We start from the raw sequence: 22,003 nt of genomic DNA, 5'->3' as shown, positions 1-22,003 counted from the left end.
CGGGGTATACATCCGCAAATCGGCACGAGGCGGCGAAGGTCCGAGCGAATCGCTCCAGCGCCAGCGGATTCCTGCAAGCATGACGGTTCAACGCGGCTGCGTATCGAAATGTCGAACTCGAAAAGCAGCGGATCGAGGGATATCGCCAGCTAGCCGGGAGATTCGGCGTATCACTCTAACCGGGAATTTACCTGTTAAAGAAGCGATGCTTGTGGTCGTTAAGATGGCTAAAGACAGGAGGTCGATATGCTCTACGCCATCTTGATGCCGAAAGCGGAAGCACCACTGGGCTACTACGATTCGCCGGTGACGCCGACACCCGAGGACATGGCCGACCATCTCGCCAAGGCGATGGGATTCGACGATCGAGAAGACTGGATGGAGACGTATGGGGTCGAGAAGCTCGGCTACGCGCCGGTTCATTGACTTTGTCGGCGCGCGAAGTGGCCGTTCTTCGCGCCGCATCGCCTGCTACGTCTCGGGAAGGCGCGAGCAGCCGGGAACGCGGCTTTCGATACGGGCAACGCCCGCTTCGCGTTGAACCACGGCCATGTCACTGGTTGCTCGGTCTTCGGATCGGGCGAGTCTCGCGCAATTGCAGCGTATCGATCGAAGATCCACGCTAACGTGTCGCGCCTGTCGCGCGTGCATCCGCCTCTGACGCAAAGCGCGACCCGGACGACCAACGCAGCGCCGATACCATTGCGGGCGCATTGCAATCACGGCTTGCGGCGCTTTCTCTCCGCCCATCAGGAAACGCAACCTGCATCTTCGCCGCAGCATCGACAGCCGATGCCCCGGCCCGCTCGATGGCCGCGCGTTGGCCCAACCTCGGGCTTCGGCTTCGCCGCCGGCGAGCGGCGCGCCGCTCGCCTTCGATCTCGACCGCGCCCCGCGTGCCCGCACGTGCCACCGCGCATCGCTCAATAAGCGCCGCGCGTCGCCCCCGCCCGATGACCGAGCGTCTCGAGCAGATTGCCGAGCAGCCCCGACGCGCCGAAGCGGAACGTCGCGCTCGTCAGATAGCCGGCCCCGAGTTCGCGCTCGGCGAGCGACAGATACTGCGCCGCATCCTGCGCGGTGCGCACGCCGCCCGCCGCCTTGAAGCCGACCGTGCGCCCCCCTTCGCGGATCGTCGCGAGCATCACGGCCGCCGCGTCGAGCGTCGCGTTCACCGCGACCTTGCCCGTCGACGTCTTCAGAAAATCCGCGCCCGCCTCGATCGCGATCTCGCTCGCCAGCCGGATCGCCGCCGCGCCGCGCAGCTCGCCGGTCTCGAGGATCACCTTCAGGCACTGGCTCCCCGCCGCCGCGCGGCATTGCGCGACAAGCTCGCGCCCGACCCGCTCGTCGCCCGCGAGCAGCGCGCGATACGGAAACACGACGTCGATCTCGTTCGCGCCGAGCGCGACCGCGTCGGCCGTCTCGCGCGCGGCCGCGTCAGGATCGGCCGCGCCGTGCGGAAAATTCGTGACGGTCGCCACAGGCAGCACGAGCCCGCGCGCGGCGAGCGCCGCGTGCGCGACGCCGACGAAGCGCGGATACACGCACAGCGCGGCGGGCGTGCCGACCGGCGTGTCGGCCGACGCGGCGAGCGCGGCGATCTTCTCGTCGGTGTCGTCGTCGTTGAGCGACGTGAGATCGATCAGATGCAGCGCCTTCAGCGCCGCCTCGGTCAATTGGTTGCGATTCAGCGAAAGCTCCATGCGAGCACCTCGTTCAGGAAAGGGACAGGAACAGGCCGGCGATCGTCGCGCTCATCAGGTTCGACAGTGTCGCGGCCGCGAGCGCGCGCATTCCGTAGCGCGCGACGTGGGAACGCAGATCCGGCTCGACCGCAGTGAAGCCGCCCGTCAGGATCGCGATCGACGAGAAGTTCGCGAAGCCGCACAGCGCGAACGACACGATCGCGATCGTCTTCGGCGCGAGCACGGGCAGCCCGGCTGCGGCGACCTGCGCGGCGTCCTTCAGATAAGGCGACAGCGCGCCGTACGCGACGAACTCGTTCAGGATCAGCTTCTGGCCGATGAAGCTGCCGGCCACCGACGCATCCTGCCACGGCACGCCGATCAGCCACGCGAGCGGCGAGAACAGCGCGCCGAGCAGCGATTGCAGCGTGACGCCGGCAAAGCCGAGCCAGCCGGCGACGAGACCGACCATCGCGTTCAAGAGCGCGATCAGCCCGATGAACGCGATCAGCATCGTACCGACGTTCACGGCGATCCGCATCCCGACGCCCGCGCCGGACGCGGCCGCCTCGATCACGTTCGCCGCGCGCTTCTCGTCGAACTCGAGCGAATCGACGACGACGCGGGAAGGCTCGGTCGTCGGGCACAGCATCTTGCCGAACAAGAGGCCGCCCGGGATCGCCATGAACGACGCGGCGAGCAGGTACTCCATCTTCACGCCGAGCCCCGCGTAGCCGGCGAGCACCGAGCCCGCGACCGACGCCATGCCGCTCGACATCACCGCGAACACTTCGGTTCCGTTCATCCGCCGGATGAACGGCTTCACGAACGCGGGCATCTCGCTCTGGCCGAGGAAGATCGTCGCGACGGCCGAGCACGCTTCGATGCGGCTCACGCCGAGCAGCTTCGCCATCGCCGTGCCGACGATCGCGATCAGCCACTTCATCACGCCGATGTAGTACAGCACCGCGATCAGCGACGTGACGAACACGATCATCGGCAGCACGCGCAGCGCGAACGCGAAGCCGCCGTCGCCGAAGAGCGCGAACATCTTGTCGCCGACGAGGCCGGCGAACAGGAACGCGACGCCGTGCTGGCCCATCTCGAGCACGCTGTTGACGGCGTGCGCGGTCGCCGCGAGCGCGTTGCGGCCGACGGGCACGAACAGCACGAGCGAGCCGATCACGAGCTGCGTCGCGAGCGCCGTGACGACGGTGCGGGCGCTGATCGTCCGCCTGTTGATCGACAGCGCGTAACCGACGCCGAGCAATACCACGATGCCACACAAGCTGCGCAAGATGTCCACGAACGTACCTCGGGTGATGGAATGAGAGGCCGCCGCCGTCGCCGGCGCGGCCGATCCGGCTCGCCGGCCGGTTCGATCGGACGGACGAGTCCGTCCATTCGCCGGACGAGAACATAACGTGCGCGGACGGCGAACGCCAGTGGTCGGATCGATCGGGGAACGAAAGAGGTGCGGGCGCTAGCGCCGTGCGTGATTTGGATTGTCAGCGGGATTTTGGCGAGGTAAGCGAACAGCGGCCCGGAGCGACGATGCTGGCTCGCCGGCGCGAGGAAAGGCGTGAAGCGCGCGAGCGCTCCGCGTCGCTGCGCCTGCGGCGACGGGCGCAGCGACGCGAGGTCGCCTGTTCGCCTGTTCGCCTGTTCGCCTGTTCGCCTGTTCGCCTGTTCGCCTGTTCGCCTGTTCGCCCGTTCGCTCGTTCGCTCGTTCGCTCGTTCGCCTGTGCCGTCGCGGCATCCGCCGCCGCGACGGCGTCGGCATGCCCGCCTGCAATCGATGGTCGACGCCGGTCTATCGCGAACGCGCATCGAAGCAAGCGAACGCCGCATGCGCGCTGCGGCAATGCGCCGTCCCGACGTTCTTTCGACGTTCGCGCGACGTGTTTCGTCCGTCCCGCTCGCCGCCGCCGCGCTACAGATCCAGCGTCACGCAGGGCCGTTCGCCTTCCACGCCGCCGCAATCCGGCGTCGCCATGCAGACGAGCGCCGTCCCCGGCGCGACGTCCGCCTCAATCGCGCCGTCGTGGCGAACCCGCCCGCCGAGCACGCGCGCCGCGCACGTCCCGCACGCGCCCGACCGGCAGTTCGACGCCGCCGGCACGCCGCGCGCCTCCGCAAGCTCGAGCAGCGTGCCGTCGCGCGGCGTCCATTCGACCGTGCGCCGCGACCGGCTGAATACGACGGTCGCGGTGCGCGCGCCGGTGTTCGAGGCGGCGGCCGCGTCGTCGCGCGACGCCGCGCGCCGGACGCTCGACGGCCCGAACGCTTCGAAGCGGATGCGCTCGTCGGGCACGTCGAGCGCGCGCAGCCCGTCGTACAGCGATTTCATGAACGACGTCGGCCCGCACAGATAGAAGTCGTAGCTGTCGAACGGCAGCAGGCGCTTCAGCGCATCGACGCTCACACGCCCCGGCGACGCGCCGCACGATGCGTGGTCCGGCCGGCTGTCGAACAAGTGCACAGACAACGCCGGATGCGCACGCGCAGCGGCGGCGAGATGCGCGGCGAACGGCCGCTCGCTGCCGCGCCGCGCGCCGTGCACGAAGTGAATCCGCTTCGCGCCCGCATCGGCGGGCGCGCCGGCGGCGCGACGCGCGAGCATCGCATCGAGCATCGCGATCATCGGCGTGATGCCGATCCCCGCCGACACGAACACCACCGGCCGCGGGCTCGCCGCATCGAGCGTGAACGCGCCGCGCGGCGCCATCGCGTCGATCCGCACGCCCGGCGACGCGTGGTCGTGCAGCCACGACGACGCGTCGCCGTCGCGCTTGACGCTGATCCGGTAGCGTCGGCCGTCGAACGCGTCGGACAGCGTGTAGCTGCGGATCGGCGGCGAAGATCGCCCGGCGGCGGGCAGCCGGATCGTCAGATGCTGGCCCGGTTCGAACGGCGCGAGCGGCCGCGCGTCCGCGGCTTCGAGATAGAACGAGCGCACGTCCGGCGTCTCGTCGCATACTGCCGCGACGACTAGCGCGCGCCAGCCCGCGTCCGGCGGCGACGCAACCGCCAAGGCCGTTGCCGTTGCCGTTGCCGATGCTAACGCCGCCGTAGATGCAGATGCCAATGCCGACGACGCAAGCGCAGCCGCAACCGCAGGCGCAGACACCAAACCATCCCGCCCGGCAAACTGCGGCGCGAACTGCGCAGGCGACCACCGAAACGGCAGCGCCGCCGCGCTGCGCCGCACTTCGCGAATCCGAAACCGCACGAGACGCTGCGCGCCTTCGAACGCGGCGAGCGCCGGCCCGTCCCAGACGATCTCCGCGTCGGCCGCGACGTACAGCAGATCGCCGCGCTCGAAGTCGACGAACAGCAGGCCGGCGCGCGGATCGTGCAGCAGGTTGCCGATCGTGTTGAAGAAGTGGTTGCCGCCGTAGTCGGGCGTGGTCAGCGTGCGGTCGTCGTCGACACGCACGAAGCCGGGCGGCCCGCCGCGATGCGACACGTCGACGCCGCGCGCGCCGCCCGCCGCTTCCGCCGTATTCGCGCTCGCGATGAAGAACGTGTCGGCGCGCGCGAGCAGTGCGCGGTCGTCGGCGTCGAGCCGCGTATCGCGGCGCTGCGGCGCTGCGGCGGCCGCTTCTTGCGGCGGCGCGGGCGTCGACGTGCGGCTCTGGATGTACTTCGCGCAATTGCCGAAGCTCTGGCCGACCGTCACCGACATCGCATCGCCCGCGAGCGACGCGACGACGCCGTTGATCCGGTTGCGCCGCCGCGTGTGCAGCTCGATGCCGAGCCCGCCGAGCAGGCTGCCGACGCGCCAGCTGCCGGCAAGCGGATCGTCGCGCAGCGCACCGCCCGCGATATCGAGCGTGCGCGGCTCCGGCGACGACACGAAGCCCGGCGCGCCGACGCGCAGCGTCGCCCACGGCTGGCCGCCTCCGTCGACGCCGCCGACGACGAAGAACGGCAACTGCGCATGGAACGCGCGATGCTGATCGGGCATGAACGTGCGGATGCCGCGGCGGCCGGACGCGTCGGCCGCCTCCGTGACGCCCGCGCGCCGCTGCGCGGCGAGCTCGCCGTCGTGGAACGGCGCGAATGGCGGCGGTGCGTCGAGCACCGTCGACGCGGGCTGCGTCATGTCGTTCTCCTTCACGATGGATGCGGCTAGGGCCGGCTCACCGAGCGCGGCGTCAGGCCGCGTGCGGCCCCGCGTGGCTCGCCGGCATCGGCACGAAGCCCGGCAGCGCCTCGATCCGCGCGAGCCACGCGCGCAGATGCGGATACGGCTCGAGCGACACGCCGCCCTCGGGCGCGTGCGCGAGGTACGAATATGCGGCGACGTCGGCGATCGTCGGATGGTCGCCCGCCGCGAAGCGCTTGCCGGCGAGCTCGGGATCGATCACGTCGAACAGCCGCTGCGCGATCTTCACCGCGGCCGCATGATCGAGCGGCACGCCGAACACCGTGACGAGGCGCGCGACGGCCGGGCCGTGCGCGATCGGCCCGGCCGCGAGCGACAGCCAGCGCTGCACGGCGGCGGCGCCGGTCGGATCGTCGGGCAGCCACGACGGATCGCCATAGCGCTTCGCGAGATAGACGAGGATCGCGTTCGAATCGGACAGCACGGTGTCGCCGTCCTCGATGACCGGTATCTGGCCGAACCGATTGAGCGCGAGAAATTCGGGGCGGCGGTTCGCGCCGCCGCGCATGTCGATTTCGACGAGCTCGACCGGCAAGCCGAGCAGCGACAGGAACAATCGAACGCGATGGCTGTGGCCGGACAGCGGGCTCATGTGAAGCCGGATCGGCGCGGCGGGCGGTTGGACGGCGGGCATGGGGCGGCACTCCTCGAACGAAAGCGGAACACGAAAAACGGCGGCGGAAAGCGGCGGACCGCGGCGATCCGGCCACCGGCACCCGCAGCGTAGCGTGCGCATTCCGTTCACATAAGATGGATAATTTCCGAAACACAATCCTTCATTAATGGACAATCGGCGATGGCGGACATCCGCGACGTGAATTTGAACCGGCTGGCGATCTTCGTCGCGGTGGTGGAGGCGGGCTCGCTGACGGCGGCGGCCGAACGGCTGGGCCTGGCGAAGACGATGGTGAGCGCGCACATGCAGCGGCTCGAGGCGGAGATCGGCGCGAGCCTGCTCGTGCGGACCACGCGGCGGCTCAACGTGACGGAGGCGGGCCGCGCGTTCTACGACGCGTGCCGCGACATCCTGCGCGCGACGGAGGCGGCGCTCGCCGCGGCGGCCGGCGACGCGGGGCCGCTGCGCGGCACGCTGCGCGTGAGCGCGCCCGTCGACTACGGCTCGCTCGTCGTCGCGCCGGCGCTCGTCGCGCTGCGCGACGCGCATCCGGCGCTCGACGTCGAATTGCTGTGCGACGACCGCGTCGTCGATCTCGTCCGCGACAACCTCGACGTCGCGATCCGGCTCGGCCGGCTCGCCGATTCGAACCATCGCGCGGTGAAGATCGGCGGCTTCGAGCGCTGGCTCGTCGCGAGCCCGGCGTTCGTCGCGCGCCACGGCGCGCCGGCCGCGCCCGACGTGCTTGGCGCGCTGCCGTACGTGATGCTGTCGACGGTGCCGCGCACGACGCTCGAGCTCGAGCGCGCGCACGGCGAGCGCGCGAGCGTGCGCTGCAGGCGCGCGTTCGCGTCGAACACGGCGACCGCGTGCCGCGCGGCCGTGCTCGCGGGCGGCGGCTTCGGCGTCGCGACGAGCTTCTCGACCGCCGACGACGTCGCGGCCGGCCGGCTCGTGCGCGTGCTGCCGGACTGGTCGTTTCCGCCCGGCGACATCCACGCGGTGTTTCCGTCGACGAGCCATCCGTCCGCGAAGGTGCGGGCGTTGATCGACGTGCTGAAGGCGCGGCTTGCGGCGTGACGCGAAGCCGCGCGATGCGTTTCGTCCGGCCTGCTCGCCGCGCCCTGCCCGCACGCGCCGGCGAGTCGTTTTTCCGCAGATCCACGGGATGCGAACCTGAAAGCGAACGCGCGTCGATCGATCGAAAAGCGATTCAGGCGATCGCCGGAAATGGCGTCGAGCATCCGCCTGGCGCTTTCATCGGCACGCCGATCCGTCGATCGGCGAAGCAACGCGCGCCGATTCGACAAGCCGAGCGAACCCGGCGCTCAACGAACGGCCAAGGACGAAACACGGCCGACGCCCTCCGCCCCGCTCACCGCTTCGCGAGAAACCGCAACGTGCCGAGCAGCACCTGCCGGCAATTGCGCACCATCTTCTCCTCGGGATCGCGATAGCCGGTCAGCAGCCACGCCGCGCCGACGTTCGTCATCGCGCCGACGAGCGCGAACCCGATGATCCGCTGGTCCGCGCGCTCGTCGGCGTCTTCGCTCACCGGGCCGACGAGCGACACGATCATCTTGCCGAACTCGCGCAGATTGCGCTGGTAGGTCGCGTCGGTCTCGGCGCTCACGCCCATCACTTCGAGCAGCAGCACGCGCGCCGCGCAGGTATCGCGCAGGAATGCGAAGAATGCGGCAAGCCCCGCGTCGATCCGCGCTTCGAGCCCGTCGTGCGCGCCGTCGAGCGCGTCGATCGCCTGCTTCACCGACGCGCGCAGATGCTCCGCATGATGCTGGTAGATGCAGCGCAGCAATTCGTCGGCGCTGTCGAACGCCGCGTAGAAATAGCGGTCGTTGAGCTTCGCCTCCTGGCAGATCGCGCGCACGGTCGCCTTGCGAAAGCCGACCGTCCCGAAGATGCGCGTGCCCGCGCGGATCAGCGCGTCGCGGCGCTCCGCCGCCCGCGCCTCGGGCGACACCCCGCCGTAGGGACGGCCCTTCTTGTCGAGTTCGAGTACGTTCTCCATTTCGCTATTTGACATCAGCCAATGTCAAAATTAAAGTGGTGACGACCAACACCACATTAAAAGCTGACGCAAGTCAGATGGAGACACCCTTAGGGAGGGCCGTCCGATGAGGCACTTTTCCGGCAAGGTGGCGACAATCACCGGCGCGGGATCCGGCATGGGGCGCAGCCTGGCCGTCGAGCTGGCGCGGCGCGGCTGCCATCTCGCGCTCAGCGACGTCAACGAAAGCGGCCTCGCGCAGACCGTCGCGTTCTGCGCGGCGCATGGCGTGACGATCACGTCGCAGCGGCTCGACGTGTCGTCGCGCGACGCGGTGTTCGACTGGGCGCGCGCGACGCGCGACGCGCACGGCAAGGTCAACCTGATCTTCAACAACGCGGGCGTGTCGCTCTCGGCGCCCGCCGAGACGGCGCGGATCGAAGATGTCGAATGGATCATGGGAATCAACTTCTGGGGCGTCGTGCACGGCACCCAGGCGTTCCTGCCGTATCTGCGCGAATCGGGCGACGGCCACGTGATCAACACGTCGAGCCTGTTCGGCCTCGTCGCGATGCCGACGCAAAGCGCGTACAACGCAACGAAGTTCGCGGTGCGCGGCTTCACCGAAGCGCTCAGGATGGAACTCGAACTCGAAGGCGCGCCCGTCGGCGTGACCTGCGTGCATCCGGGCGGCGTCTCGACCAACATCGCGACCGCGTCGCGGATCGATTCGAGCATCGCGACGCTGACCGGTCAGGATATCGAAACGCATCGCCGCGCGGCGAACCGGCTCATCAACGTGACGACGCCCGAATCGGCCGCGCGTCAGATCATCGCGGGCGTCGAGCGCAATGCGCGGCGCGTGCTCGTCGGCGCCGACGCGCGCCGCGTCGACAAGCTCGCGCGCCTGTTCGGCTCCGCATACCAGGTCTTCGTGCTGCGCTTCGTTCGCAAGTCGCGCGAACGCAACCTCGCGCGCCGCCGGCACGGCGCGGCGCAGCCCGCCCCCTCTTCCTCCATCAGCAAGGACCTCGCATGAGCTCGACGACAGACTGGAACGCCGCCCGCTCGCTGGACGATCGCGCGCCGCATGCGGCGACGGGCGGCGACGCCCGCGCCACGACCGACTTCGACGTGCTGATCGTCGGCGCCGGACTGTCCGGCGTCGGCGCCGCGTACTATCTGCGCGAGCGCTGCCCGGACGCGAAATTCGCGATCCTCGAAAGCCGCGCGACGATGGGCGGCACGTGGGACCTGTTCCGCTACCCCGGCGTCCGTTCGGATTCCGACATGTTCACGCTCGGCTTCAGCTTCCGGCCTTGGCACAGCGACAAGGCGATCTCGGACGGCCAGACGATCCTCGACTACATCAAGGACACCGCGCGCGCGTTCGGCATCGACAAGACGATCCGCTTCAACCACAAGGTGACGGCGGCGAGCTGGGATTCGACGAGCGCTCGCTGGACCGTGCGCGTGCAGCGCACGAGCGACGCGCATCACGAGGAAGCCGTCTACACGTGCCGCTTCCTCTACATGTGCAGCGGCTACTACGACTATGACGAGGGCTACGCGCCGACCTGGCCCGACATGGACGCGTACCAGGGCCGCGTCGTCCATCCGCAGCGCTGGCCGGGCGATCTCGACTACAAGGACAAGCGCGTCGTCGTGATCGGCAGCGGCGCGACCGCGGTCACGCTCGTGCCGTCGATGGCGGGCGACGCGCGCCACGTGACGATGCTGCAGCGCTCGCCGACCTACATCGTGTCGCTGCCCGCGCGCGACGCGATCGCGAACGCGCTGCGCCGCTGGCTGCCGTCGGGGCTCGCGCACCGGCTCGTGCGACTGAAGAACGTGCTGCTGACGATGTACTTCTACAACCTTGCGCGCCGCCGACCGGACGCGACGAAGAAGTTCATCATCCGCGCGGCCGGCAAGCAGCTCGGCCCGCAGTTCGACGTCAACAAGCATCTGACGCCGCGCTACAAGCCGTGGGACCAGCGCCTCTGCCTCGTGCCGAACGGCGATCTCTTCAAGGCGATCCGCACGGGCCGCGCGTCGATCGTCACCGACGAGATCGAGCGCTTCACGCCGACCGGCCTGCGCCTGAAGAGCGGCCAGCGCCTCGACGCGGACGTGATCGTCACCGCGACGGGCCTCAAGGTGAAGATGCTGGGCGGCGCGGCCGTGACGGTCGACGGACGCCCGGTCGATCTGTCGCAGACCGTGTCGTACAAAGGCATGATGTATAGCGGCGTGCCGAATCTCGCGTCGTCGTTCGGCTACACGAACGCGTCGTGGACGCTGAAGGCCGAGCTGATCGCGCAATACGTGTGTCGCCTGCTCGACCACATGCGCACGCACGGCTACGACGTCTGCGTGCCGAGGCTCGCACCCGACAGCATGGAGCTCGAACCCGCCGTCGACCTGACGTCGGGCTATATCCAGCGCGCCGCCGGCGTGCTGCCGAAGCAGGGCACGAAAAAGCCGTGGAAGTCCTACCAGAACTACGCGCGCGATTTCGCCACATTCAGGTTCGGCACGCTTGCCGACGGCGCGATGCGGTTCGAACGCCGCCGCCCGGCGCTCGCCGAACGTGACGATACCCGTCAGCCCGCCTACGAAGGAAGGTGATCCCAATGATAATCAAGCTGTTCCACTTTCTCGTTTACGCGACCCTCGCGCTCGTTGCATTCACGCTGTTCACCTCGCACCGCATCAAGAAGATGTTCCCGCCCGAAGGCAAGTTCGTCGACGTCGGCGCGGACCGCCTGCATTACGTCGAATACGGCGAAGGTCCGCCGATCGTGTTCGTGCACGGCCTCTGCGGCCAGTTGCGCAACTTCGCGTACCTGGACCTGCAGCGGCTCGCGAAGTCGCATCGCGTGATCCTCGTCGATCGCCCCGGCTCCGGCCGCTCGACGCGCGGCCCGCGCTCGACCGCGAACGTCTACGCGCAGGCACGCACGATCGCGATGTTCATCGCGACGCTCGGCCTCGACAAGCCGATCGTCGTCGGCCACTCGCTCGGCGGCGCGATCTCGCTCGCGCTCGCGCTCAACCATCCGCAGAGCGTGAGCCGCATCGCGCTGATCGCCCCGCTCACGCACACCGAAACCGAGCCGCCCGGCCCGTTCCGCGGTCTCGCGCTGCGCTCGTCGCTGATGCGCCGCTTCGTGTCGCTCACGCTCGGGCTTCCGGTCGCGATGCTGCAGAATCGCAAGGCGGTCGAACTCGTCTTCGCGCCCGAAGCGGTGCCGCACGACTTCGGCGTAAAGGGCGGCGGCCTGCTGGGGCTGCAACCGCACGCGTTCTATTCGGCGTCGTCGGACCTCGTCGCGGCGCCGGAGGACCTGCCCGACATGGAAAGCCGCTACGCGTCGCTCACCGTGCCCGTCGACATGCTGTACGGCCGCGGCGACCAGATCCTCAACTGGCAGCGTCACGGCGAGGCGCTGAAGAAGCGGCTCGACGCGGTCAACCTGAAGGTCGTCGACGGCGGGCACATGCTGCCCGTCACGCAGCCCGCGCAAACGACCGACTGGCTGCTCGAAGTCGCCGATACCCCGGTGTCCGCCGAGCCCATGCGCGTGACGGAAAGCGCGGAAAGCTGAGCCGACGGTTTGCGACGGACGGCGGGGCAGCGCGTGTGATTGCGCTGCGAAGCCGTCCGATTTGCGCGATGCGCGCCGCCTTTCGTGCGGCGCGTTTTTTTATAGTGCGCACCATTGTTCACGCTTGCTGAACACACTCGCGATTCGTTGCATACGCAACGAATCGCTCACGCCGACGTAATCTCGCGCCTCATGACGCAGACCTTCCAACTCGAGATCAAGAGAATCGCGCCGGCCCGCCGCACGCGGCATCCCGACTGACCGGCCGTGTCATGCGCTCGCGCCCGCGACGCCATCGCAACGCGTGCATGCAGCGGATTGCCGCATGCGTGGTCGGCGCATCGGTCATCGAGCGGCGCTGCAATGACGTCGAAAGGTCGGAACGCGAATCCGTGCTCGACGATCGCGATATTCCGAAGTAAAAATCTCTGATCGAATCGACCGGCGCAAACCGCGCGCGGCGCGCCGTCCACGACGGGCCGGCGCGCGACGCCCGAATCGCCCGCCGTTGCCGGATCGACATGGGGAATGCCCTTGTGCGACGCCCGAATGCTCAAGAAAATGCCGCATTGCACGATAACCCGTATAACCGTCGCACCCGCGTGAGCCGGCAACCTGCGCCAAGCGACGGACGAAACGACGGCCCGATCAAACAGCGCCCGCGAAACGGGACGCCGCCGATTCACCGTCCGACAGGCCCCCGACGTCATGCGCAAGCGTTCGACCTCCTTCACGACTCGTTACCTGCAGCCCTGGATGCAGGGCCTGATGTCGCCGACGGGCGTAGTCGTTTGCGGCGCGCTGCTGCTCACGCTGATCTGGCTGTTTTGCGCGCGCGTGCTGTACGAGTCGCGCGAGGACGCCTACCAGCGTGCGACAGAAAACGCGAACAACCTCGTGCTGCTGCTCGAACGCGACATCGCGCGCAACATCGAGCTCTACGACCTGTCGCTTCAGGCAGTCGTCGACGGCGTCAACGATCCGCGCATCATGGCCCTCGACCCCGCGATACGCAGCAAGGTGCTGTTCGACCGCGCGGCGACCGGCAAGTATCTCGGCACGATCTACGTGATGAACGAGCGCGGCGACATCGTGCTCGATTCGCATTTCCCGAAGCCGCCGCCCGTCGCGAACTTCGCGTATCGCGACTACTTCGTCTATCAGCGCGATCATCCTGCGGGCGGCCTCTACATCAGCAAGCCGTACGCGGCGCGCTTGCGGCACGGCGCGCTGACGGTCGCGCTGAGCCGGCGCATCACGCGGCCCGACGGTTCGTTCGGCGGCATCGTCGCCGGCACGCTCAGCATCGACTACTTTCGCGCGCTGCTCGACGGCCTGTCGGTCGGCCCCGACGGCACCGCAGCAATCTTCGAGACCAACGGGCTGATGATCGCGCGGCTGCCGTTCGACACGAAGATGGTCGGGCGCAGCATCGCCAATTCGACGCTCTATGCGAACGCGACGGCGCACGACGAAGGCGCGTTCACCGGCGTCGCGTCGATCGACGGGGTGCGCCGCCTCTACGTGTACAAGCGGCTGCCCGGTCTGCCGATCGTGGTCGACGTGTCGCCCGCCGAGCGTCACGTCTTCGTCCAATGGCACATCCGCGCGCAGCGGCTCGGCGTGCTGATGCTCGTGTTCGGCGTCGTGATCGTCACCGGTACCGCGCTGCTGTCGCGCGAGCTGCGCTGGCGGCGGCACGCGGAACTGCGCCTGCAGCGCCTCGCGCGCACCGACTCGCTGACGGGCCTCGGCAACCGCCGCGCGTTCGACGAGAACCTGCGCCGCGAATGGGCGCGCGCGCTGCGCTCCAGCCGGCCGCTGTCGCTGCTGTTCGTCGACATCGACCAGTTCAAGAACTACAACGACTGCTACGGCCATCAGGCGGGCGACGACGTGCTGCGCGAAGTCGCCCGCTGCCTCGCACTGAACGTGCGCCGCGCGGCCGACGACGTTTCGCGCTACGGCGGCGAGGAATTCGTGATCACGCTGCCGGACACCGATGCGAAGAGCGCGTCCGCGATCGCCGAACACCTCCGCCGCGCGGTCTACGATCTCGACATCGAGCACGAGAAGAGCCCGTACCGGCGCGTGACCGTCAGCATCGGACTCGTGACGTCGCACGATAACGCCATGCATTCCGACACGGCGCTCGTCAAGATGGCCGACGCCGCGCTGTACCAGGCGAAGTCGACGGGCCGAAACCGCGTCTGCGACGCACAGCACGCGTAGCGGGCGCCCGCGCTTCGGTCCGGCGACAGGTCCCGGCGCACGCGCGCTGCCGCGCCGCTTTCCCGCTCGCGAACGCGCGCGAAAGGAACCCGGGCCGCGCGGCCCGGTCATTCGTATACGCTATCGTTTTATCCACGCTCGAACCTTCTGCCCTGAATCATGCGCGTCGGCCGCCCCGTTCCCGCCCTCCCTCAACCCGTCTGCGACTACTGCGGCGCGAAAGCGACGCTCGCGCGTTTCGGCGACGAAGCGTATCCGTACCGTGACGATCACGGCGAACTGTGGATCTGCCCGCCGTGCGACGCATGGATCGGCGTCTTTCCGCGCAGCCGGCGCCACGTGCCGCTCGGCCGGCTCGCGAACGCCGAACTCAGGCATGCGAAATCCGAGCTGCATGCGGCGCTCGAACCGCTCGTCGCCGCGAAGATGCGGCGCGACGGCTGCAACGCGTTCGAAGCGCGCGCGAAGGGCATACGCTGGCTCGCGGCGCAGCTGGGGCTCGATGCCACGTCGAGCACGATCCACACGTTCGATCTCGACGCATGCCGGAACGCGCTGCTGCTCGTCGAGCAATTCATGTCCCGCAAATCGCCGCCCGCGAATTCGTAATACGGATTCACCGCCTCCGCGACGTATCAAACGCATTCCGCCAAACGACTTACAACTGGCTTTAATCGAATTCGAGTCAAACGAATTACGCTTCTAAATTTTTTAGATACAATCAAAAAAAGTTTGACGCTTCGATTTTTTCCTTGCTATCTTTTCGCAAACCAATGCCGCTGCTGGCGCGCGGCACAGGCATCACCCAAACATCAGCCTGACTGAATTCTTCCAATTCAATTACGTTATTTTCGAGGGGCGGCTTTCAATCCACGAAGAAACCGCAGCACGTTTCCGGATCATCGATTAATTCCTGATTAACCGGCAATCCAGCTTCATTCATCGCGAATCGGAAATATCGAAAATCATTCGATTAAACGCGGATTTTCGAGATCGGATTTCGGTGCGGTGCAACGCGGATGCCGGATGTCGGGCGGCCGGCGAAGGCGGCATGCGACGAACGATGCGCGCGGCGAGAGGGCGCCGCGCGCCGCCGACGCCCCGGCAGCACGGCTTGCTTCAAGGCCCCGACCGGCTTGCCCGGTTCCGGCCGGTCTATTGAATGTGCGTTCCGTCTCGCGCGCCGCTTCGCCGCGGCTGCGCGACGGGATCGTGTTGTCTGAAATCGCAGGAAGACGCGGTGCAGCGGCCGCGCGACAGGCCGACGCCGGCCCGCCGCATCGCCGTGCGGACCGCGAAATGGATTGCGGATTGGATTGCGGTGCGGCGGAAGCGGTTCTTTCACGCGCCATATGAATTGGATTCCTAAGTACTGAACGAGCCGCCCGTCGAGTCGGGCGCACGTTCGTTCGGCATGCGGGACCGACCGCGCGCCGACACGAACGCCGAACCAAACGTCGCCGTTTCGCCGCGCATCCGTCGAAGGGAGAAAGCCATGTCGCCATGAATCGCAGCTTCGCCGCATCGCCGTGCATCGGCTGCGCGCCGCGCGTCCCTACCCGCCGGACCCAGGCTGCGCATCCGTTCTTCATCATTTTCTTGGGACTCCAAAAATGCAGAGAACTCAGCATGTCAACCGGCTATTCTCGAAACGTTTCGCACTGTCGCTGCTACCGCTAGCGATCGCCGCTACGTTGTCCCCGCTTTCCGCGCAAGCCGCATCCGACTGGGCGCCGACCCGCACCGACGCCTTCCTGCTCACGCGCGCGCCGGCCGCCGCCGCGTCGCAGACGCTGGCCAAGACGGCGCCGAGCTACGCGCTCAATACGATCGGCACGCCCGAGCTCACCGACACGACCGTCACGCCGCTCGAGCTGAGTCAGCCGCTGCGCGTGACCGTCGTCCTGAAGAGCCGCAACGAAGCGCAACTCGACGCGTTCCTTCACGAAGTGAACCAGCCCGGCAGCGCGAACTATCACAAGTACCTGACGCCCGAGCAATTCAAGGCGCGCTTCGCGCCGTCCGACGGCCAGGTGCAGGCCGTCGTCGCGCACCTGAAGGCGAACGGCTTCAGCAACGTCACGGTGTCGGCGAACAACAAGCTGATCTTCGCCGAAGGCAACGCATCGAACGCGGAGCGCGGCTTCCATACGACGCTCAAGCGCTTCAACTATCGCGGCAAGGCGGTCTACGCGAACGACGCGGCGGCGCTGATTCCCGCGTCGATGAGCCCGTTCGTCGATTCGGTGCTCGGGCTGCAGAACGCGGCCGTCCCGCATCGGCTGCTCCATCGCGCCACGCCGACGGACGCGCGCATCCAGCCCGACACGATCACGAAGAACGCGACGAGCGGCTCGCAGGTCGGCCACCAGACGACCGACTTCGCGCAGATCTACGACGCGAGCGGCCTGCCTGCCGCGACCAATACGACAGTCGGGATCATCACGTGGGGCGACATGACGCAGACGATCGCCGACCTGAACACGTTCACGCAGAACGCGGGCCTGCCGACCGTCAACACGGCGGTCGTCGCGGGCAGCTCGGGCACGCTCGCCAACGACGGCGATCCGGGCGAATGGGATCTCGACAGCCAGACGATCATCGGCACGTCGGGCGGCGTCAAGCAGCTGATCTTCTATGCGGCCGTCAACGGCGACAGCAGCGACAGCGGCCTCACGAACGCGACGCTGACGGCCGCGTACAACAAGGCCGTCACCGACAACGTCGCGAAGGTCATCAACGTATCGCTCGGCGAAGACGAAGCGGCGGCATACTCGGACGGCACGCTCGCCGCGACCGACGCGGTCTTCAAGCAGGCGGTCGCGCAAGGCCAGATCTTCTCGGTGTCGTCCGGCGACGCGGGCGTCTACCAGTGGTCGACGTCGCCGTACGGTGCGCCGGGCTACGTCGGCACGTACAGCGGCGGCAAGGTCACGACGAAGATCAATCTGGCGAAGTACAGCGTGTCGTCGCCGGCGAGCTCGCCGTACGTCGTCGCGGTCGGCGGCACGACGCTGTCGACGAGCGGAACGACGACCTGGGCGGGCGAGACCGTCTGGAACGAAGGTCTTGCGTACGCGGACATCGGCAGCAACGGCCAGCCGCTCGACAACGCGGTTCGGATCTGGGCGACGGGCGGCGGCGTCAGCGGCTACGAAGCGGCGCCGAGCTGGCAGACGGCCGCGCTCGGCAGCTCGGTGACGAAGCGCGTCGTGCCGGACGTCGCGTTCGACGCCGCGCAATCGACGGGCGCATACATCGTCGTCAACGGCCAGCCGAATCAGCTGATCGGCGGCACGAGCCTCGCGTCGCCGATTTTCGTCGGCGGCTGGGCGCGCGTCGAATCGGCGAACAACAACAGCCTCGGCCTGCCGACATCGAACTTCTATCAGGGCCTGCCGGGCAATACGTCGCTCGTGCACGACGTGACGTCGGGCAACAACGGCTATAACAGCTACGGCTATGTTGCGAAGTCCGGATGGGACGACGACACCGGCTTCGGCAGTCTCGATTTCGCGAAGGTCAGCGCGAGTTCGGTCAAGTAGCGAGCGGGATTCGCCGCGCGCGGCCGGTTCGGGGCGCGCGGCGAGTTGCGCGTCGGCATGCCCGTGTTGCCGAGTATGCAGGCGGGCGCGGTGAATTCGAGACGCCGGCCGGCATCTCCGGCCGGCGCGGCAAGACACCGGATATCGGCGCCTGCGTCTGCGTGGATATCGCTGCGATCGTTACCTCTTGGAGACGCGAGTTTCTGCCGGACACTCGCGATTGCGGCTTGCTGCGTGTCGTCGACTCATCTGCGCTTGGCTCGTCGCGATCGATTGGACACGCAAGCAGCACGTCGGCGCAGGCGGCACGCAAATCGATGCCGACCGGTCGGTCGGAGCCCCATATCCCTCACTCTCCTTTTCGAATCGAGCCGCTTTCGATTGATATCGCAACACGTTCGACACATTCGAACCTGCGCGGCACACCGGCCGCCCCCCGAAACAGACGCGATGTCGTCACCGTCACGCCAGCGCCCCGTGTTCCGTGTTCCGTGTTCCGTGTTCCGTGTTCCGTGTTCCGTGTTCCGTGTTCCTAGCGTCGTCCGTTACGCCGCCCGGAACGTCACGTAGCACGGCAGGAACAGTGTCGCCGCGGCCTCGCAGAAAATCCAAATTTCTTCGTCGATTTCGAACGATTAATCGATGATTTGATATTTTTTATACATTAACGAAGGAAAACTCTACGAAATACCCAATGGTACGAAAATTGCATTGAAGGCTGTCATCGTGATTTATCTGGGAGCCTGTCATGCAAAAACTGTTTAATAAATCGGCCGCCGCAATCGGTGTTTCCGCACTCCTCGCCCTTTCCGGCTGCGGATCGGTCGACGGTCCGTCCTTGTCGTCCGGCGGAGTGAAGCCGACCACCATCGGCAATACCGGAACGTCAGGTACGTCAGGGTCGTCCGGCACCTCGGGCTCGGGCGGCACCTCCGGTTCGTCGGGTTCGGGTGGGACCGGTACGTCGGGGACGTCGGGCACTTCCGGTACGTCGGGTACTTCCGGTACCTCGGGTACTTCCGGCACCTCGGGCACTTCCGGTACCTCGGGCACTTCTGGCACCTCGGGCACTTCCGGCACCTCGGGCACCTCCGGCACCTCGGGCACTTCCGGTACGTCGGGCACTTCCGGCACCTCGGGCACTTCCGGTACCTCCGGTACCTCCGGCACCTCCGGCACCTCCGGTACCTCCGGCACCTCGGGCACCTCCGGCACCTCGGGCACCTCCGGCACCTCGGGCACCTCCGGCACCTCGGGCACTTCCGGCACCTCGGGCACTTCCGGCACCTCGGGCACCTCGGGCACTTCCGGCACCTCGGGCACCTCGGGCACTTCCGGCACCTCGGGCACCGCCTCCTCCCCGCTGGGCAACATCCTCGCGCAAACCGGCAATCTGATCACCGCGACGGGCACGGTCGTCTCCGCCACCGGCAATCAGATCTCCGGCACGTCGGTGCCGGGCGTCAACAGCGCGACGACCACGGATCTCGGCAACGCAGTCAGCTCGCTCGGCAACGGCGTCCAGACGCTCGGCAACGGCACCGCCGCCGGCCTCGGCACGCTCGGCACGTCGCCGAACCCGCTCGGCCCGACGCTCACGTCGACGTCCGGCGTCGTCTCGAATGTCGGCAACGCGGTTTCGTCGCTCGGCGGCGTCGTGACGAGCATCGGCACCGGCCCCCTCGCGCCGCTCGCGCCCGTCACGTCGCCGCTCGGCGGCGCAGTCGGCACGCTCGGCAGCACCGTCACCCAAGTCGGCTCCGGCCTGAACAACGTGCTCACCAGCGCGCCCGTCCAGCAGCTCGAAACCGGCGTCGGTTCGATCATCAACCCGATCACGAACGCCGTCTCCGGCACGACGCAGACGGTCGGCACCGTCACCGGACTCGGCGCGCCCGTCAACAATCTGCTGACCACCGTCGGCAGCGGACTGAACGCGGCCGGCACGAAGGTGTCGGGCTCGACCAACAACCAGGTGGTCCAGGCGGTCGGCGGCGTCGTCAGCCAGCTCGGCAACACGGTCACGAGCGTCGGCGGCCTGCTGACCGGCGGCACGACCAATCCGCTCGCACCGATCACCGGCATCCTGTCGGGCGGCTCGTCCAACCCGCTCGCACCGATCACCGGCGTCCTGTCGGGCGGCTCGTCCAACCCGCTCGCACCGATCACCGGCATCGCGGGCTCGCTGACCGGCGCGGCAGGTGCGATGCAGCCCGGCACGACGTCGAATCCGCTTGCGCCCGTCACCGGCCTGCTCGGCGGCCTGTCGGGCTCGGCGGGCGGCAACGCGACGTCTGGGCTCAACCTCGTGCTGTCGCCCGTCACGAACCTCGTCGGCTCGCTGACCGCAAGCGTGAACGGCACCGTCGCGACGACTTCGCCCACGACGAGCACGGGTTCGACGACGACCTCGCCCGCCACGGGCGTCGTCGGCAGCCTGACCGGCAGCACGACCGCGAGCGGCTCGGCGACGACGAACCTGCTCGCGCCCGTGACCAACCTGATCGGCGGGCTGCTCGGCGGCGTCACCGGCAAGTAAGCGCAGGCAAGCCGCACGGCGCGGCGGCCGGGCCCAACCATTCCAATCGCCCGGCCGCCCGCCGACCATGTCATGACACGGGGGATGACATGCAATCCACTCTCGACAGCGTCGCGAACGCACAAGAACGGCCGCCGCGTTCGGCGACGCCATTTCCGATCGGCCTCGCCGGCATCGCGGCGGGGCTCTTCACGTTGTGGGCGTCGCGCGGCGCGACCGCGCTGACCGGCACGGAGCGCAGCCTGCTCGCCTGCGCCGCGATCATCGCGACGATCGGCGCGTACGAGCTGTTCGTCGCGCGCGTCCATCTGCGTCCGAGCGCCGGCCTCGCGAATCGCGCACTGCGGCCGCTCAGCATCGCGCGCGTGTCGCTGCGGCTCGCCGCGCTCGCATCGGTCTATGCAGGCATCGCGCTCATCTACTGGCTGCTGCCCGAATACTACGGCGCGTTCTACCAGCCGTTCTGGTCACTCGTCGGCATGCTCGCGCCGTACGTCGCGCTCGCCGCGCCGCTCTATTTCGGCTGGATGGACCGGCGCCAGCGCGAAGTCGACGACGCGTATCTAGGCTGGGGCCGCTGGCTGTTCCGCGGACAGCGCCCGGCCGATTGGCGGCCGATCCGAGAGATGCTCGCCGGCTGGGCCGTGAAGGCGTTCTTCCTGCCGCTGATGGTCGTCTATCTGTCGACCGATGCGGATCGCATCGGCGCGTCGTTCGCGAGCGCGGCCAGCGCGCCGCTCTCGCTCGCGACGTTCCGTTTCATGTACGACCTGTCGTACACGATGGACCTGATGTTCGGCGCAGTCGGCTATCTGTGCACGTTTCGCCTTCTCGACAGCCACGTGCGCAGCGTCGAGCCGACAACGCTCGGCTGGCTCGCCGCGCTGATCTGCTATCAGCCGTTCTGGTCGCTGATCGCAAACAACTACATCCGCTACGAAGGCTCGATGTTCTGGGACAACTGGCTGCTGTCCGTGCCCGTCGTCCGCTTCGTGTGGGGCGCCGTCATCGTCGCGCTTCTGCTCTGCTATGCGTTGTCGACGATTTCGTTCGGACTGCGTTTCTCGAACCTGACGAATCGCGGCATCATCACGTCGGGCCCGTACCGGTTCACGAAACATCCGGCCTATCTCGCCAAGAACCTGTCGTACTGGATGATCTCGGTGCCGTTCGTCGAGCCGCTCGGCTGGCGCCTCGCGATCATGCATTCGGCGGCGCTCGTCGCGGTGAATCTGCTGTACTGGCTGCGCGCGAAGACCGAGGAGCGGCATCTGATGCGCGATCCCGAATATCGTGCGTACGCCGAATGGATCGATCGGCACGGATTGTTCGCGAAGCTCGCAAGGTTGGTGGGGCGGGAGCGGTGCGCGTGATGGGAATGCTCGAGGGCTGAGGGCGCGTAAAAGTCGTCGTGCATCGGCATCGAGAGCATGCGCATCCAGGCTAGCCGCACGCTCGGGCGCACCCGAACGCGGCCATCGCACAAGAGGCGAGTAACAGTCCAGCAACCGCATTGCTGATTTGGCATCCGAAATACGGGCTTTTCGAGATTGCCTATCCAAATATAAGCAGACGCGCCAGCAGTTCTTGCCA

The 22,003-nt window shown here is 67.8% G+C and carries 16 protein-coding genes; 10 read left to right on the top strand and 6 right to left on the bottom strand.

Going from position 1 to position 22,003, the window contains the following annotated elements:
• The first annotated feature begins 246 nt into the window (after positions 1–246).
• Positions 247–426, top strand: coding sequence for a hypothetical protein (locus BG90_RS22070; RefSeq protein WP_010110480.1), 180 nt, complete (start codon positions 247–249; stop codon positions 424–426).
• Positions 427–923: 497 nt separating this feature from the next.
• On the opposite strand, the gene deoC is transcribed toward BG90_RS22070, so the two are convergent.
• The 4 genes from deoC to BG90_RS22050 all read right to left on the bottom strand — a co-directional run bounded on the left by deoC (position 924) and on the right by BG90_RS22050 (position 6,493).
• Positions 924–1,706: a deoxyribose-phosphate aldolase gene (gene deoC / locus BG90_RS22065; protein WP_010110481.1), complete on the bottom strand. Its 783-nt coding sequence runs from the start codon at positions 1,704–1,706 to the stop codon at positions 924–926.
• 13 nt (positions 1,707–1,719) lie between these two features.
• Entirely contained in the window at positions 1,720–2,994 is a 1,275-nt protein-coding gene (locus BG90_RS22060; protein ID WP_010120534.1) for a NupC/NupG family nucleoside CNT transporter, read from the bottom strand.
• A gap of 627 nt (positions 2,995–3,621) precedes the next feature.
• Entirely contained in the window at positions 3,622–5,796 is a 2,175-nt protein-coding gene (locus tag BG90_RS22055; protein ID WP_038802113.1) for a pyridoxamine 5'-phosphate oxidase family protein, read from the bottom strand.
• A 52-nt stretch (positions 5,797–5,848) separates the two neighbouring features.
• Positions 5,849–6,493, bottom strand: a complete 645-nt coding sequence (locus BG90_RS22050) for a glutathione S-transferase family protein (RefSeq protein WP_025990368.1) — start codon at positions 6,491–6,493, stop codon at positions 5,849–5,851.
• 162 nt (positions 6,494–6,655) lie between these two features.
• Here BG90_RS22050 and BG90_RS22045 point away from each other — a divergent pair, with 162 nt between their 5' ends.
• Positions 6,656–7,555, top strand: a complete 900-nt coding sequence (locus BG90_RS22045; protein ID WP_010120541.1) for a LysR family transcriptional regulator — start codon at positions 6,656–6,658, stop codon at positions 7,553–7,555.
• A gap of 295 nt (positions 7,556–7,850) precedes the next feature.
• Here BG90_RS22045 and BG90_RS22040 read toward each other — a convergent pair whose 3' ends face one another.
• On the bottom strand, positions 7,851–8,504 hold the full coding sequence (locus tag BG90_RS22040; RefSeq protein WP_010120543.1) for a TetR/AcrR family transcriptional regulator: 654 nt from the start codon (positions 8,502–8,504) through the stop codon (positions 7,851–7,853).
• Between the two features lie 106 nt (positions 8,505–8,610).
• Here BG90_RS22040 and BG90_RS22035 point away from each other — a divergent pair, with 106 nt between their 5' ends.
• The 3 genes from BG90_RS22035 to BG90_RS22025 are packed head-to-tail and all read left to right on the top strand — an operon-like array spanning position 8,611 to position 12,094.
• A complete protein-coding gene (locus BG90_RS22035) occupies positions 8,611–9,522 on the top strand; it encodes an SDR family NAD(P)-dependent oxidoreductase (protein ID WP_010120547.1) in 912 nt (303 codons plus the stop codon).
• Positions 9,519–11,114: a flavin-containing monooxygenase gene (locus BG90_RS22030; RefSeq protein ID WP_010120548.1), complete on the top strand. Its 1,596-nt coding sequence runs from the start codon at positions 9,519–9,521 to the stop codon at positions 11,112–11,114. The genes BG90_RS22035 and BG90_RS22030 overlap by 4 nt, the downstream gene beginning before the upstream one ends.
• Before the next feature lie 5 nt (positions 11,115–11,119).
• Entirely contained in the window at positions 11,120–12,094 is a 975-nt protein-coding gene (locus BG90_RS22025) for an alpha/beta fold hydrolase (protein WP_010110493.1), read from the top strand.
• Between the two features lie 167 nt (positions 12,095–12,261).
• On the opposite strand, the gene BG90_RS36230 is transcribed toward BG90_RS22025, so the two are convergent.
• Complete coding sequence (locus BG90_RS36230; protein WP_025990369.1) at positions 12,262–12,651, bottom strand: hypothetical protein; 390 nt, start codon at positions 12,649–12,651, stop codon at positions 12,262–12,264.
• Positions 12,652–12,862: 211 nt separating this feature from the next.
• Between BG90_RS36230 and BG90_RS22020 the strand changes: the two genes are divergently transcribed.
• From BG90_RS22020 to BG90_RS21995, 5 genes are all read left to right on the top strand, one after another.
• Positions 12,863–14,326 (top strand): sensor domain-containing diguanylate cyclase, encoded by a 1,464-nt coding sequence (locus tag BG90_RS22020; RefSeq protein WP_010120553.1) that lies wholly within the window; start codon positions 12,863–12,865, stop codon positions 14,324–14,326.
• 159 nt (positions 14,327–14,485) lie between these two features.
• Positions 14,486–14,935 (top strand): zinc-finger-containing protein, encoded by a 450-nt coding sequence (locus BG90_RS22015; protein ID WP_010120555.1) that lies wholly within the window; start codon positions 14,486–14,488, stop codon positions 14,933–14,935.
• Positions 14,936–15,939: 1,004 nt separating this feature from the next.
• Positions 15,940–17,871 carry a S53 family peptidase gene (locus BG90_RS22010; RefSeq protein WP_025990370.1) on the top strand — a complete coding sequence of 644 codons (1,932 nt, stop codon included), beginning with the start codon at positions 15,940–15,942 and terminating at the stop codon, positions 17,869–17,871.
• Between the two features lie 748 nt (positions 17,872–18,619).
• Positions 18,620–20,410: a collagen-like triple helix repeat-containing protein gene (locus BG90_RS33545; RefSeq protein ID WP_081469980.1), complete on the top strand. Its 1,791-nt coding sequence runs from the start codon at positions 18,620–18,622 to the stop codon at positions 20,408–20,410.
• 89 nt (positions 20,411–20,499) lie between these two features.
• Positions 20,500–21,783: a methyltransferase family protein gene (locus tag BG90_RS21995; protein WP_010120564.1), complete on the top strand. Its 1,284-nt coding sequence runs from the start codon at positions 20,500–20,502 to the stop codon at positions 21,781–21,783.
• Positions 21,784–22,003: the final 220 nt, after the last annotated feature.

Origin of the sequence: Burkholderia oklahomensis C6786 (assembly GCF_000959365.1) — a bacterium.
In the GTDB taxonomy this organism is placed as follows: domain Bacteria; phylum Pseudomonadota; class Gammaproteobacteria; order Burkholderiales; family Burkholderiaceae; genus Burkholderia; species Burkholderia oklahomensis.
Note: the sequence above shows the minus strand (reverse complement) of the source record. Positions and strands in the feature narration are given on the sequence as shown.

Bases quoted from the DNA above. Each gene is read 5' to 3' on its own strand.
- BG90_RS33545 (WP_081469980.1), top strand. From the start codon at position 18,620: ATGCAAAAACTGTTTAATAAATCGGCCGCCGCAATCGGTGTTTCCGCA.
- deoC (WP_010110481.1), bottom strand. From the start codon at position 1,706: ATGGAGCTTTCGCTGAATCGCAACCAATTGACCGAGGCGGCGCTGAAG.
- BG90_RS22035 (WP_010120547.1), top strand. From the start codon at position 8,611: ATGAGGCACTTTTCCGGCAAGGTGGCGACAATCACCGGCGCGGGATCC.
- BG90_RS22050 (WP_025990368.1), bottom strand. From the start codon at position 6,493: ATGCCCGCCGTCCAACCGCCCGCCGCGCCGATCCGGCTTCACATGAGC.
- BG90_RS22020 (WP_010120553.1), top strand. From the start codon at position 12,863: ATGTCGCCGACGGGCGTAGTCGTTTGCGGCGCGCTGCTGCTCACGCTG.
- BG90_RS22055 (WP_038802113.1), bottom strand. From the start codon at position 5,796: ATGACGCAGCCCGCGTCGACGGTGCTCGACGCACCGCCGCCATTCGCG.
- BG90_RS22045 (WP_010120541.1), top strand. From the start codon at position 6,656: ATGGCGGACATCCGCGACGTGAATTTGAACCGGCTGGCGATCTTCGTC.
- BG90_RS21995 (WP_010120564.1), top strand. From the start codon at position 20,500: ATGCAATCCACTCTCGACAGCGTCGCGAACGCACAAGAACGGCCGCCG.
- BG90_RS22025 (WP_010110493.1), top strand. From the start codon at position 11,120: ATGATAATCAAGCTGTTCCACTTTCTCGTTTACGCGACCCTCGCGCTC.
- BG90_RS22040 (WP_010120543.1), bottom strand. From the start codon at position 8,504: ATGGAGAACGTACTCGAACTCGACAAGAAGGGCCGTCCCTACGGCGGG.
- BG90_RS22030 (WP_010120548.1), top strand. From the start codon at position 9,519: ATGAGCTCGACGACAGACTGGAACGCCGCCCGCTCGCTGGACGATCGC.
- BG90_RS22070 (WP_010110480.1), top strand. From the start codon at position 247: ATGCTCTACGCCATCTTGATGCCGAAAGCGGAAGCACCACTGGGCTAC.
- BG90_RS22010 (WP_025990370.1), top strand. From the start codon at position 15,940: ATGCAGAGAACTCAGCATGTCAACCGGCTATTCTCGAAACGTTTCGCA.
- BG90_RS22015 (WP_010120555.1), top strand. From the start codon at position 14,486: ATGCGCGTCGGCCGCCCCGTTCCCGCCCTCCCTCAACCCGTCTGCGAC.